This is a genomic window from Rhodococcus ruber (assembly GCF_027270735.1).
In the GTDB taxonomy this organism is placed as follows: domain Bacteria; phylum Actinomycetota; class Actinomycetes; order Mycobacteriales; family Mycobacteriaceae; genus Rhodococcoides; species Rhodococcoides rubrum_A.
In genome coordinates this window covers 25,218-37,477 of the sequence record NZ_JAPWIJ010000011.1, presented here as the reverse complement: position 1 = coordinate 37,477, position 12,260 = coordinate 25,218, and the positions used below count along the sequence as shown (strand labels likewise).

Annotated in this window: 13 protein-coding genes; 6 read left to right on the top strand and 7 right to left on the bottom strand. The window is 65.5% G+C overall.

Translation table 11 applies throughout. The features are described from left to right. Nucleotides 1–18: 18 nt before the first annotated feature. Entirely contained in the window at nt 19–765 is a 747-nt protein-coding gene (locus O4220_RS22680) for a DUF2993 domain-containing protein (protein ID WP_269607767.1), read from the bottom strand. 110 nt (nt 766–875) lie between these two features. On the opposite strand from O4220_RS22680, the gene O4220_RS22675 reads away from it, so the two are divergent. After that, nucleotides 876–1,463, top strand: coding sequence for a type IV toxin-antitoxin system AbiEi family antitoxin domain-containing protein (locus O4220_RS22675; RefSeq protein ID WP_269607766.1), 588 nt, complete (start codon nt 876–878; stop codon nt 1,461–1,463). 3 nt (nt 1,464–1,466) lie between these two features. Here the strand turns inward: O4220_RS22675 and O4220_RS22670 are convergent, their stop codons facing one another. The 5 genes from O4220_RS22670 to O4220_RS22650 form a co-directional block, all read right to left on the bottom strand. Next, the gene (locus O4220_RS22670) at nt 1,467–2,372 is read right to left on the bottom strand and encodes a GNAT family N-acetyltransferase (RefSeq protein WP_269607765.1); all 906 of its coding nucleotides are present in this window, start codon (nt 2,370–2,372) and stop codon (nt 1,467–1,469) included. A 184-nt stretch (nt 2,373–2,556) separates the two neighbouring features. After that, nucleotides 2,557–3,018: an HIT family protein gene (locus O4220_RS22665; RefSeq protein WP_269607764.1), complete on the bottom strand. Its 462-nt coding sequence runs from the start codon at nt 3,016–3,018 to the stop codon at nt 2,557–2,559. 39 nt (nt 3,019–3,057) lie between these two features. Further along, nucleotides 3,058–3,753, bottom strand: coding sequence for a class I SAM-dependent methyltransferase (locus tag O4220_RS22660; RefSeq protein WP_269607762.1), 696 nt, complete (start codon nt 3,751–3,753; stop codon nt 3,058–3,060). 113 nt (nt 3,754–3,866) lie between these two features. Beyond that, nucleotides 3,867–4,370 carry a DUF2505 domain-containing protein gene (locus O4220_RS22655; RefSeq protein ID WP_269607761.1) on the bottom strand — a complete coding sequence of 168 codons (504 nt, stop codon included), beginning with the start codon at nt 4,368–4,370 and terminating at the stop codon, nt 3,867–3,869. A gap of 11 nt (nt 4,371–4,381) precedes the next feature. Next, nucleotides 4,382–4,891, bottom strand: a complete 510-nt coding sequence (locus tag O4220_RS22650) for a DUF2505 domain-containing protein (protein WP_269607758.1) — start codon at nt 4,889–4,891, stop codon at nt 4,382–4,384. Between the two features lie 58 nt (nt 4,892–4,949). Here O4220_RS22650 and O4220_RS22645 point away from each other — a divergent pair, with 58 nt between their 5' ends. The 3 genes from O4220_RS22645 (at nt 4,950) to O4220_RS22635 (ending at nt 8,929) form a co-directional block, all read left to right on the top strand. Beyond that, nucleotides 4,950–5,966: a UDP-N-acetylmuramate dehydrogenase gene (locus tag O4220_RS22645; protein WP_269607757.1), complete on the top strand. Its 1,017-nt coding sequence runs from the start codon at nt 4,950–4,952 to the stop codon at nt 5,964–5,966. Nucleotides 5,967–6,028: 62 nt separating this feature from the next. Next, nucleotides 6,029–7,579 carry an MBL fold metallo-hydrolase gene (locus O4220_RS22640; RefSeq protein ID WP_269607756.1) on the top strand — a complete coding sequence of 517 codons (1,551 nt, stop codon included), beginning with the start codon at nt 6,029–6,031 and terminating at the stop codon, nt 7,577–7,579. 75 nt (nt 7,580–7,654) lie between these two features. After that, the gene (locus tag O4220_RS22635; RefSeq protein WP_269607754.1) at nt 7,655–8,929 is read left to right on the top strand and encodes a L,D-transpeptidase; all 1,275 of its coding nucleotides are present in this window, start codon (nt 7,655–7,657) and stop codon (nt 8,927–8,929) included. A 23-nt stretch (nt 8,930–8,952) separates the two neighbouring features. Here O4220_RS22635 and O4220_RS22630 read toward each other — a convergent pair whose 3' ends face one another. Then, nucleotides 8,953–9,708 carry an SDR family NAD(P)-dependent oxidoreductase gene (locus O4220_RS22630; protein ID WP_032380354.1) on the bottom strand — a complete coding sequence of 252 codons (756 nt, stop codon included), beginning with the start codon at nt 9,706–9,708 and terminating at the stop codon, nt 8,953–8,955. 335 nt (nt 9,709–10,043) lie between these two features. Between O4220_RS22630 and O4220_RS22625 the strand changes: the two genes are divergently transcribed. Together O4220_RS22625 and O4220_RS22620 are read left to right on the top strand one after the other, a co-directional pair. Next, nucleotides 10,044–11,327 carry an ROK family protein gene (locus O4220_RS22625; RefSeq protein WP_269607752.1) on the top strand — a complete coding sequence of 428 codons (1,284 nt, stop codon included), beginning with the start codon at nt 10,044–10,046 and terminating at the stop codon, nt 11,325–11,327. Between the two features lie 11 nt (nt 11,328–11,338). Further along, nucleotides 11,339–12,253 carry an alpha/beta fold hydrolase gene (locus O4220_RS22620; RefSeq protein WP_269607750.1) on the top strand — a complete coding sequence of 305 codons (915 nt, stop codon included), beginning with the start codon at nt 11,339–11,341 and terminating at the stop codon, nt 12,251–12,253. Nucleotides 12,254–12,260 lie beyond the last annotated feature (7 nt).

Below are 12,260 nucleotides of genomic sequence, written 5' to 3'. Positions count from 1 at the left end.
AGCGACCGCGCACGTGGGTCAAGCGACGAGGGAGCAACCCTCGGGGGTCTGCTGATTCTGGTTCTGCTGGGTCGCGGGAATCGTGTACTGCCCGCCCTCGAGACTGAGCTCGATGCCGGAGTCGGTGACGGTCAACGACGTCGGAGTCATGTCCAACGGGTAGGCCTGCAGGCTGTCGGTCAGCACTCCGACGACGGAGTCGACCAGGTCGGTGGGGATACCGAGACCGAGGATCGACGCGTCGACGGTCTGAAAGTCGACCCTGCCGTCGGCGACCTGCGGCTTGACGGTCAGCTTCGCGAGCGCGCCGACGGCGAATTCGAGGGTGCCGGCCGATGCATCCGAGGTGACGCCCGAGACGATCGCGCCGATGCCCTGACTCTGCAGGGTGCGGGTGATGCCGTCGGTTGACCACGAGATGTCGGCACTCGAGCTGCCGATGGTGCCGCCGGAATCGGCGGACTGGGTGAGGTTCAGATCCCGTGCCTCGGCGTGCACGACCATGCCCTCGGCCGGCCCGAATCGCGCGTCGTCGCTGTCGACGGTGACCGACGAGACCTTCTTGTCCACCAAGGAGAGCAGGACCGGCTTGAGGCCGAGACCGACCTCCACCTGGCTGCCGAGCTCGGATTCGAGCTGGCCGGCGAGGCACGACTTGATCTGCTGACGCACGAACAACTCGCCACCGATGACGGCGACGAGGAGGACTACAACGACGGAGACTGCGATCAACGGCACGCTGCTGCGCTTGGCTGTGGAGGACATTCCCGGCAGTCTTCCCGATGTTTCTGAGCAAGCTCTGTGAAACTCGCCGAACAGATGTCTCCGGTACCAAAGTTTGTGATCTGTAACACATTTTGACGTACGCTTGCGGCATGGGTACGACAGGACCGAGTGTGCAGGAGCTGCACTCGCTCGCCACTCGTCAGGACGGCTACTTCACCGCCGAGCAGGCCGGGGAGCTCGGCTTCGATTCGGCGATGGTGCGCGTCAACCTGGCCACGAACACGTGGACTCGCGTCGAGCGCAACCTGTTCCGACTGGGCCAATGGCCGCACAGCGAGCTCGAGGTGTTCGCGATGTGGTGCGCCTGGTTCGGCGGCGAGGCAGTGATCTCGCACCAGAGCGCCGCCGAGTTGCACGGATTCGGTCACCTGCACCCGCAGTTCGTGCACCTGTGCGCGTTCGGGGACTTACGCCTGAGCGATACCCGACTTGCGGTTCATCGTCTGCGGCTCGAGCCTCGTGACGTCGAATCGGCCGGCACGTTCAACATCACCACGCCCGTACGGACGGTGCTCGATCTCGCTGCCGGCGGAATCTCGCAACTGACCCTCGACGAGGTGGTGTGCGACGCCGTGGCGATCGGTCGTGTCGACCCCCAGGCGTTGTACTCCGAGGCCGGCAACAGCACCGATCGAGTAGCCGAGCGGGTCGAACTGGCATTGTCTGCCGGCACGTGATCGCTAGCCCGCGTGCACGATCCGAGTGCGAGTGACGACAAAACCTGCGCGCTCGAAGGCAGAACGCATGGGGGCATTCACCGCATCGGTGGTTCCGACGATGCGGTATTGCCCGTCGTCGTGGTGCATCCGAACCATCTGTGACAGCAGATCGTCGACGTAGCCCTGACCGCGATGCTCGGGCAGCACTCCGAGATAGCTGATGGCCGCGTCGTAGGCATTTCTCGTCGGCACCACGAAGCCCACTGTCGGGCCGTCCGGTCGGCTCGCGATCTGCCAGGCCTCGCGCCGCCCCGGTAAGGAACCGTAGAAGGCGAGATCGTCTGCCGCGAGTGCGGCTACTCCGTGTTCGGCAACCATGGCGCGGGTATGGGAATCGAGACTCCCGGCTGCGACGGCCTGGAACACCGCGAGGAACTGCGCATCGGTGCCCGCCGTGAAGTGCAGACGTGTCGAGGCCGTGGGCACCGGATCGTCAGCGGTTCGGGCGAAGGAAACACGTTCGGTCGTGCGGGTGAAACCACCCCGGTGCGCGGCCGATTCGCGCCACTCCAATGCCGACGGCAACGAAGCGTCTCGCGAATTGCTCACCGCCACATCGACATTGAATTCGAGAGCGGCGGCCTGCTCGAAGGCAGCACGAGAGGTGCGGATCAGGGCGGCACCCACGTCGGCCGGTCGCTTCTCGGCAGGCAGGACCGACAAGCAGTCGAGGGTGACGGGGCTGCTTGCGCCCGGACGGCCCCACCACACAGCTCGCCCGACCGGACGACCCGCGCGTTCGGCAAGCCAGGTCCACTCGTATCGGTAATTGCCCGACGCCATTTCCTCGCGGAGACGAGCTCGATCGACCCAGTCGACCGGATCCGTGCTCGACCATTGCTCGAGCTTCGAAAGATCGTCGGGCACGCACGGTCGAATCGTAAGGGGTGGATCGATCATTGCGGCTGCGTTCCTGCTCGTGTCGAGTCGGCGTCTGGGCTCCCGGTTGAGCTACCCCTCTGCTGCCGACAGGGGGTCTGCTTCGTTTGCACCAGATCGGTTGGGCTGCTGCCCGTTTCATTCGAGTTAAGCCCAGCACTCGACGATCGCGTCATCCGGCGGCCCGTTCGAGAGCCTCGAGTTGCTGCTGTAGCTCGGTGTCGTCGATCTCGGTCTCGACCAACGGCAGCAGCGGTGCGCCCGGATTCGGATCGTCGAGATAGCGCGGCACGACGTAGGTGTGGATGTGGGGAACGCTGTTGCCGAAGGTGAGGTAGTTGATCTGGCACGGCTCGAACACGGCGGCGAGCAGCCGTGCGGACATGCGCAGGTCGCTCATGTACCCCGCCGCTTCTTCCTCGCTGAGATCTATCAGGTCGGATGCATGCCGACCTCGCCAGATGACCATCGATTGCCCCGGAAGGTGGGCACGTTTTCGCAGGTAGGCGTCGGCGAACTCACCGGAATAGAACCGAACCCCGCCCGCAGTTTCGGCCGGGCGGCCCTGTGTGCAAATGTGGCACCCGACGCCCGCTTTGCGTTCGAACCAGTCCGCCGGCCATGTTTGCGTCATTGTCCTTTGGTACCGCATACCTCGGCAACGAGCAATCGATCACCTCGGTGCAACTGTCGCCCAGGGCACGGTGAGCACGTTGTCTCGCATGCGGCGGCGGGGGAGAGTGATCGGAAGCCCCTGTTCGGCAAGTATTTTCAGAGCCGCGCGCCAGCGCAGGCGGGGGCCGAAAGGGGCCAGTGGTGCCGAGACCGACCACGCTCGATCGGCGCGCTGCAGCAGATCGTGGATCGGCTCGCCCTCGATGTTGCGGTGTATCAACACCTTCGGGAGTCGCTCCGCGATGTCCGATGGCATCTCGACATCGAACGGATCCCAGGCCAGAGTCAGAGACCGCGGGCCGTCGGCGTCGAGCAATACCCATGCGCAGCGTCGACCCAACTCGTCGCAGGTACCGTCCACCAGCAGGCCGCCGGGTGCCAGGCCCGACAGAATGCGTTGCCAGGCAGCCGGTACCGCGTCCTCGGGATATTGCCGCAGTACGTTGAACGCCCGCACCAGGTTCGGGCGCAGACCGGCCAACTCGAAACCGCCACGAGCGAACTCCACGCCGTCACTCCCCGGAACGACGCGGGCGGGGTCGATTTCCAGACCGGTGACTCGGAGATCGGGCCTGACGGTGCGCAGTCGACCGGCCAGCTCGAGCGTCGTGTTCGGCATCGCCCCATACCCCAGGTCGACGACGAGGGGATTCGGCGAGTCGAGCAGAACGCGTCGAACATCGAGGTTGTGCATCAGCCACCGGTCGCTACGACGCAACCGATTGATGCCGGTGGTGCCGCGAGTTATGACGCCTTCGGGGGCAGGAGTGGAGCCTGCGGAACGACCCTTATGACCTGGGCTCAGGGCTAGGCGTTCTTTTCGAGCCAGTCGGCGGTCACTTCGCCCTCACCGCGCCACAGGTCGATGAGGTTGACCAGCATGAGCTGCTCGAGCTTGCCGCCGATGAACGGCAGGAACACCTTGGCCTCGGAGGAGGTGCGCAGCGTCGAACCGCCGTTGGTGGGGAACAGCGACGTGGTGCCCTTGAGCGAGCCGGGTCCGGCCGGAATCGACGCGTCGTAGTGCCCCGCCGTGGTTTCCCCGTACGCGTCGAAATGCACGTTGCGGGTGATGACCATGTCTTTCTTCATCACCGTCTGCGCGATGTCGGGCAGTTCGGTGCGCGGGATGACGTGGTGCATCACGATGTCGATTCCGGCGTCGGACACCTCGAACGTCTTCAGCTCGTTCTCCGAGTACTTACGCATCTCCTCGATGCGCGCGTCCCAGTGATCGCGACTGGACAGCGCTGCATAGACCTGCTGCGTCGAGTGGGTGAACCGGGCGGAGTAGTTCATTCGGCGAGCCATAGTGCGCCAGGCTAGCTGTTCGCCTGTGCAGCGATCCAGTTACCGGTGAAGTCCTGCTCGTTGTCGATGAGCGAGAGCACCTGCTCGCTGATCATCGATTCGATCTTCCCGCCGAAGATGGGGACCTTGACCTCGGTGGTGCCGGCCAGTGCGACCGTTGTCGTCTCGCCCTTGGCATCGAGCGTGGTGGTGCCGGTGATGCGAGCCGGTGCCCCTTCGACAGTGGCTCCGAACGTGCCCGCGGCGTGGGTGCCGTCGAACGGTCCCCAGCTCTCGGTGCGTTCGATGATGAGGTCGCCCTTCTTGAAGGCGGTGACCGCGGACGGCAGCTCTTCTTCGGGGACCGACTGGGTCAGGACGACATCGATGGTGCCGTCGCCGACGGTGATGCTCTTGACACTGGCACCGGGTCCGCCGATCTGTTCGATGCGGTCCTTCCAGTACTGCTCGGATGTCAGTGCAGCGTGGACCTTGTCGGCGGAGGCGGGCACAGTCGAGCTGTGCTCAATGGGGCGAGGCATCCCCGGAGATTACCGGGTGACCCTCCACACACGTGCACGACCGGTAGCGTCAGAGTCCGTGCCTACTGCAATTTCGGAGCTCACCACCATTCGAGTGGGGGGCCCGGCCCGTGAATTCTGTGTCGCGACGACGGGTGACGAGTTGGTGTCCCTGGTGCGCGACGCGGATCGGGCCGGAACGGACGTGTTGGTCGTCGGCGGTGGATCCAACCTGGTCGTCGGTGACGACGGGTTCGACGGCCGGGTGATTCAGGTGACCGGCTCGCGGCTGGACATCGACGGCGAGACCGTGACCGTGGACGCGGGCGTCGAGTGGGATGCCGTCGTACAGGCGACGATCGATGCAGGTCTGTCCGGAATGGAAGCGCTGTCGGGCATTCCCGGAACTACCGGCGCGACGCCGATCCAGAACGTCGGGGCATACGGTGCGTCCACGTCGGAGTTGCTGCACAGTCTCACCGTCTACGACCGGCAGACCCAGGAGACGGCGGTGTGGACGCCGGAGCAGTGCGGTTTCGGTACACACCGGTCGTCGGTGTTCAAACGATCCTCGCGGTACGTGATTCTGGACGTGACGTTCGCGCTGAAGAAGACGACCGAGTCGCTACCGGTGCGCTACGCGGCGTTGTCGGAGCGTCTCGATGTCCAGATCGGCGACGTCGTACCGGTGCCGGACGTACGCAGCGCCGTACTGGCTCTGCGCGGCGAGCGGGGGATGGTGCTCGACGCGACCGATCACGACACGTGGAGTGTCGGATCGTTCTTTCTCAACCCGGTACTGCCGGAGCTGCCCGAGGCCGCTGCACACGCGCCGAGCTATCCCGACCCGGCAGGGACAAAGATCCCGGCTGCGTGGCTGATCCAGAATGCAGGCTTCCCGCGCGGCTACGGCACCGAATTCGGCCGCGGGACTGCGGCCCTGTCGTCCAAACACGTGCTCGCCATCACCAACAGGGGTGGTGCCACCGCGTCGGACATCATGGCGCTCGCCGCGCACGTCCGAGACGGTGTGCAGGAAAAGTTCGGTGTCACGCTGACGCCCGAATGTGACCTCGTCAACTGCGCGCTCGGTTAGAGCCGCCCGAAACGGCGCATACGATGGAGCTTTGAAAAGCCCGGCTCGTAGGAGGTAAATCAGTGCAGGTCACCAGCGTGGGACATGCGGGATTCCATATTCGGACCGACGCCGGGAGCATTCTGTGCGATCCGTGGGTGAACCCGTCGTTCTACGCATCGTGGTTCCCGTTCCCCGACAACTCGGGCCTGGACTGGGACGAGTTGGGTGATTGCGATTACCTGTACGTCTCGCACCTGCACAAGGACCACTTCGATCCACGCAACCTGGCCGAGCACGTCAACAAGGACGCGACGGTGCTGTTGCCGGACTATCCGGTGCTCGACCTCAAGCACGAGCTCGAGAAGCTTGGCTTCTACAAGTTCTACGAGACGACCGACTCGGTCAAGCACACGATCTCCGGCCCCAAGGGCGATCTGGACATCATGATCATCGCGCTGCGTGCACCCGCAGACGGTCCGATCGGCGACTCGGGCTTGGTCGTCTCCGACGGTAAGACCGTCGCGTTCAACATGAACGACGCGCGGCCGGTGGACCTGGACGTGATGACCGAGAACTTCGGCCCCGTGGACGTGCACATGCTGCAGTACTCGGGCGCTATCTGGTACCCGATGGTCTACGACATGGTCTCGCGGGCCAAGAAGAACTTCGGCATCCAGAAGCGTCAGCGGCAGATGGATCGAGCGCGCCAGTACATCGAGCAGGTGGGCTCCACCTGGGTGATTCCGTCGGCCGGCCCGCCGTGTTTCCTCGACGACGAGCTGCGTTTCCTCAACGACGTCTACGGCGACCCGGCCAACGTGTTCCCGGACCAGATGGTGTTTCTCGAGCAGATGCGCCTGCACGGGCACGACAAGGGCCTGCTGATGATGCCGGGCACCGCCGCAACGTTCGACGGTTCCGAGCTGCTCTCGCACGAGCACCCCATTCCCACCGCCGAGGCCGAAGCCATCTTCACCACGGGCAAGGCCGAGTACATCGAGGCCTACGCCAAGCGTCAGGCATCGGTCATCGCGGCCGAGAAAGCCGGCTGGGCTCCGGCCGAGGGCGAGCCGCTGCTCGAGCCGCTCCGGGGCCTGTTCGAGCCGATCATGGCGCAGACGGACCTGATCTGCGACGGCATCGGCTACCCCGTCGGGATCACGATGGGTGACGAGACCGTCGTGCTCGATTTTCCGAAAAGGATTGTGCGCGAACCGATCTCGAACGAGAAGTTTCGCTACAGCTTCACCATCCCGCCGGAGCTGGTACGCACCGCAGTGCGTGATCAGGAGCCCGATTGGGTGAACTCGATCTTCCTGTCCACCCGTTTCCGGGCCCGACGCGTCGGCGGTTACAACGAATTTCTGTACACGTTCTTCAAATGCCTCACCGACGAACGCATCGCCTACGCAGACGGCTGGTTCTCCGAGGCACACGACGACACCGCCACGATCACGATGGGCGGCTACGAAATTCAACGCCGCTGCCCACACCTGAAAGCGGACCTGACGAAATTCGGCATCGTCGAGGGCAAGAAGCTCACCTGCAACCTGCACGGGTGGGACTGGAACCTCGAAACCGGCCGCTGTATGACGTCGAAGGGTCACGAGCTGCGTACGCAGAAGCTGTGACTCGATTCGGGCCGATACCTGTGAGACTGACCCCAAAAATCGGGGTACCTCCACGACGCAGGTACGTTGGATAACGTGCATGAGCAGGTAGAACAGACAAAACGGACGCGAGCGGTGTGGTTGATCGCCGTGCTCGTCGCCTTGGTGGCGTTGGTGGCAGGTTGCACCGTCGGATCCGGCGATGGAGGTTCGGGAGCCGCAGCCCCCACCACCGAGGCCGCGCCCGTTGCGAAGGTCACCGCGAACCCGGCCGCCGGCGCCGTCGACATCAGCCCCGTCGCGCCCATCTCGGTCTCCGTGGCCGACGGAACGCTCGTCGAGGTTGCGCTGACGAACCCCGAGGGCAAGGTCGTCCAGGGTGCACTCTCACCCGACAAGACCTCGTACGCCGTCACCGAACCCCTGGGTTACGGCGTCGAGTACACGTGGTCCGGCTCGGCCGTCGGCAGCGACAACAAGACCGTGCCCGTCGACGGTGCCTTCACCACCGTCGAACCGGACAGCCGAACCTCGGTGAGCACCAACATCGGCGACGGCCAGGAAGTCGGCATCGCCGCGCCGATCATCCTGCAGTTCGACTCGGCGATCGAGGACAAGGCGGCCGTCGAGAAAGCGTTGACGGTGACCACCGACCCGCCGACTCCCGGCGCATGGGCCTGGTTCCCCGACGACAACGGCTCACGCGTCCACTGGCGTCCCACCAACTACTGGACGCCCGGTACGACGGTGTCCGTGGTCGCGAAGCTCTACGGCGTCGACTACGGCGACGGCGCATACGGAGCCGACGACGTCACCTTGAATTTCAGTATCGGACGCAGCCAGGTGGTTGTCGCCGACGCCACCAGCCACCGCATGCAGGTGGTCCGCGACGGCGCGACGATCATGGACATCCCCGTCAGCTACGGCGAGGGCAACGAGGACCGCAACGTCACCCGCAGCGGCATCCACGTCGTCACCGAGAAGCACGAGGATTTTCTGATGTCCAACCCGCCGTTCTACGAGAACGTGCGCGAACGCTGGGCCGTGCGCATCTCCAACAACGGTGAGTTCATCCACGCCAACCCGCTGACCACCGGCGTGCAGGGCGCGTCCAACGTCACCAACGGGTGTATCAACCTCTCCACCGAGGACGCGCAGCAGTATTTCGGTACAGCGATGTACGGCGATCCGGTAGAGGTCACCGGCACCCGCATCGACTTGTCCGCAGCAGACGGTGACCTGTACGACTGGGCGATCGACTGGCCGACCTGGGAGTCGATGTCGGCGCTACCTGCCGGCGGAGCGACCGCAACCACGACCCCTGCGAGCACGGCACCTGCGACGACGACGGCACCCGCACCCGCTGGGTAGAGCGCTCACATGCGGCGAAGCCGCTACTTACGGGAGAAGCGCCCCGGACCGGCCTGATCGCGCGGCTTGATGATGATCTGGTCGAGGTTGACGTGCGACGGGCGCGAGGCCACGAAGCCGATCACCTCGGCGATGTCGCTCGCCACCAGTGGCGTGATGCCCTGATAGACGGCGTCGGCCTTGGCGGCGTCACCGTCGAAGCGGACGAGCGAGAACTCGGTCTCGACGGCACCGGGTGCGACCTCGGTCAACCGCACCGGCTTACCCAGTAGTTCGCCGCGTAGCGTCCGATGCAGCACGGCCTGAGCGTGTTTGGCGGAGGTGTACCCCGAGCCGTTGTCGTACGCCTCGAACGCAGCAACCGAGGTGATCGTCACGATGAGGCCGTCGCCGGAGTCGATCAGCTTGGGCAGCAACGACTTCGTGACCCGCAGCGTGCCGAGGACGTTGGTCTCCCACATCCAGCGCCAGTCGTCGAGGTCGGCGTCGATCACCGGAGCCAGTCCCTTTGCGCCGCCTGCGTTGTTGACCAGAACGTCGACGCGGGGGATCACCGCGGCGAAGGCCGCTACCGAATCCTCGTCCGTGACATCGAGTTCGAGGGCCGTGCCGCCGATGTCCGACGCCAACTCCTCGAGCCGGTCGAGTCTGCGGGCACCGATGACCACGTGGAATCCGTCGGCGGCGAGTTGGCGGGCGGTGGCCGCGCCGATGCCGGAACTCGCTCCGGTGACGACGGCGATTCGGGTATCGGGTGCGATGTGTTCGGGCGAGGTCATGGGGAAATTCTAGTTCGGGAGAAACAGCGCTTCTGGACGGGCCCGATTGGACAATCGGGCGTCGAGTGCTAATTTTGGACTCATGTCCGCCAGTGAGACCACCGCGATGCGGGTCACCTATGTGACCGCGTCCCTCGGTTCTCGCTTGCCGCTTCCTCGGGAACTGTGTTGTCTCGGCCAAGGAACCTGTCTCTAGCCTTTTCGCGCTACGGGCAGTCGATTCGCGTGTCGTGGTCTTTCGTGACCACCGTGCTCGCCCCTTGACCTGCATCACTTCGCACCGTCGTCGCTGTTGATTCGCGACGAAGGTCTCCACTGCTGAGGATCCACGACGGATGTCCGTAACCACGCTGCACCACCACCATGCTCGCCCCGCTCTGCGCTCGCCCGGACGGATCGCCGCTCCCGCGTCGCGCGTCCAACTCGTCGCACCCGATCTGCGGATCGTCGACAGCCCCGTGGCGTCGGTGCTGCGAGTGGCCTGCGTCGAAGGCCCGATCTCGCGCGACAGCGCAGCTCGCACAACAGGATTGAGCATCGCCACTGTCAATCGTCAGGTATCGGCCCTGCTCGGTGTCGGGCTGTTGCGCGAGCGCGCAGACCTGACGGCATCGGGCGCAATCGGACGGCCCCGGGTGCCGTTCGAGGTCAACCACGAACCATTCTCGACGATCGGCATTCACATCGGTGCCGTCGTCACCGGCATCACCGTCAGCGACTTGCGGGGGCGCATCCTCGGGGCCGTCGAAATCCCCACGCCGGGTGGATCCTCCGAGGCGGCGCTGGCTTCCGTCACTCGCAGTGCGGGTGCTTTCGCCGGACGCTGGCATCGCCGCACGCCGCTGTGGGTCGGCGTGGCCATCGGCGGCCGTGTCGACACCGCGACCGGCACCGTCGACCACCCGCGACTGGGGTGGGAGAACGGCCGCGTCGCCGGCATCATCGGCGGCGGACTCGGCCTTCCCATCTCGGTCTCCGGGCACGTCGAGGCGATGGCAGCCTCGGAATTGTTGCTCGCACCTCGACTGTCGGACACTGCGGCTGCGCAGAGCTCGAGCGGAACCTCCCTCTACTTCTACGCTCGCGAGACCGCAGGCATGGCTCTGACGATCGACGGCCGTGTCCACACCCCGGCGAGCGGCCCAGGGTCCATCGCGCACCTGCCCACCGGATCATCGGCTCTGTGCGGATGCGGTAATCGAGGCTGCCTCGAGGCCTCCGTCAGTGACCGAGCGGTGGTCGCTGCTGCCGTCGACCGCAAAATCCTTGCGCCGCAACCGCGTCCGAGTATCGCCGCGGTGTACCAGGCGGCGCAGGGCGGTTCGGAGGCGGCCCGCGAACTGCTGGTCGAGCGCGCTCGGATATTGGGCCGAACGGTGGCGTTGCTGCGCGACATGTTCAATCCGGATCGCGTCGTACTCGGGGGCCAAGCGTTCACCGCGTACCCGGCCGGAATCCCGCACGTGGGCGAGGCTTTCACCGCGCATTCGACGCTGGCACGCCGGGATATTCGCGTCACCGGATTCGGTGACCGGGTGCAGGAATACGCCGCGACGGTGGTCTCTCTCAGCGCTCTGTACTCCGATCCGCTCGCCTCGATGCGCAGAGCTGCCGCGTAGGTTCACCTACTATGAGCACCCCTGCAGCAGGACCGGTTCGCCAGGCCGTCGGGATCGACGGAGCCAATATCGTCTACCGCGTCAGCGGTGACCCCGAGGCGAGGCCACTGGTTCTGCTGCACGGGTGGGCGCAGAGTTCGGCGTGCTGGGGCGAGGGACTGTCGGCGAACTTGGCCGAGCGTTACCGCGTTGTCGCCGTCGACCTGCGGGGTCACGGCTACTCCGACGCCCCTGCGACGGGGTACGACGACTCGAAGATCTGGGCGGGGGACGTCGAGGCGGTGCTCGCTGCAGAGGGCATCATCGCCGACGCGGTGCTCCTGGGCTGGTCCTACGGCGGTCTGGTCATCTGTGACTACCTCGCCGAACACGGATCCGGCGCGGTGGCGGGCATCGTGCTCGTCGGCGCGATCACCAGCATCGGTAGGGGAGAAGCGGGCGGACGCGTGGGGACCGCCATGCGGGCGGCGATCCCCGGTGCGATGGCCGAGGAGCCCCGCGTTGCCATCAGGGCGCTCGGTAGCTTCGGGCACGCGCTGACCGGGCCGACAGAAGGCAAGGGCACGGAGGCGCAGGCGTTGTTCGGGTTGACGCTGTCCACGAGGCCACGGGTTCGCGCCGCCCTGTTCGATCGAGCGGTCGGCCACGACGACCTGCTGCGCAGCCTCGACATCCCGGCCCTCGTGCTGCACGGAACCGAGGACACCGTCGTCGACGTCTCCGCCGGACGGCACGCAGCAGAACTGATTCCCACGGCCGTGGCCTCGTACTGGGAGGGCGTCGACCACGGCCCGTTCGTCGCCGACCCCGAGAGGTTCTTCGTCGAGGTCAGCGAGTTCGTCGACAGCCTGGGTCGTTCCGCAGGCTGCACTCCCGGACGGTCTGAGTCTGCCCGGTCGTCAGAAGGGGTAGTTATCGAGACGTAATGTGGAG

Excerpts from the sequence above, each read along its gene's own strand:
- O4220_RS22655 (WP_269607761.1), bottom strand. The coding sequence starts at position 4,370 with ATGGCTCGCCGAATGAACTACTCCGCCCGGTTCACCCACTCGACGCAG.
- O4220_RS22660 (WP_269607762.1), bottom strand. The coding sequence starts at position 3,753 with ATGCACAACCTCGATGTTCGACGCGTTCTGCTCGACTCGCCGAATCCC.
- O4220_RS22665 (WP_269607764.1), bottom strand. The coding sequence starts at position 3,018 with ATGACGCAAACATGGCCGGCGGACTGGTTCGAACGCAAAGCGGGCGTC.
- O4220_RS22680 (WP_269607767.1), bottom strand. The coding sequence starts at position 765 with ATGTCCTCCACAGCCAAGCGCAGCAGCGTGCCGTTGATCGCAGTCTCC.
- O4220_RS22620 (WP_269607750.1), top strand. The coding sequence starts at position 11,339 with ATGAGCACCCCTGCAGCAGGACCGGTTCGCCAGGCCGTCGGGATCGAC.
- O4220_RS22630 (WP_032380354.1), bottom strand. The coding sequence starts at position 9,708 with ATGACCTCGCCCGAACACATCGCACCCGATACCCGAATCGCCGTCGTC.
- O4220_RS22675 (WP_269607766.1), top strand. The coding sequence starts at position 876 with ATGGGTACGACAGGACCGAGTGTGCAGGAGCTGCACTCGCTCGCCACT.
- O4220_RS22625 (WP_269607752.1), top strand. The coding sequence starts at position 10,044 with ATGTCCGTAACCACGCTGCACCACCACCATGCTCGCCCCGCTCTGCGC.
- O4220_RS22650 (WP_269607758.1), bottom strand. The coding sequence starts at position 4,891 with ATGCCTCGCCCCATTGAGCACAGCTCGACTGTGCCCGCCTCCGCCGAC.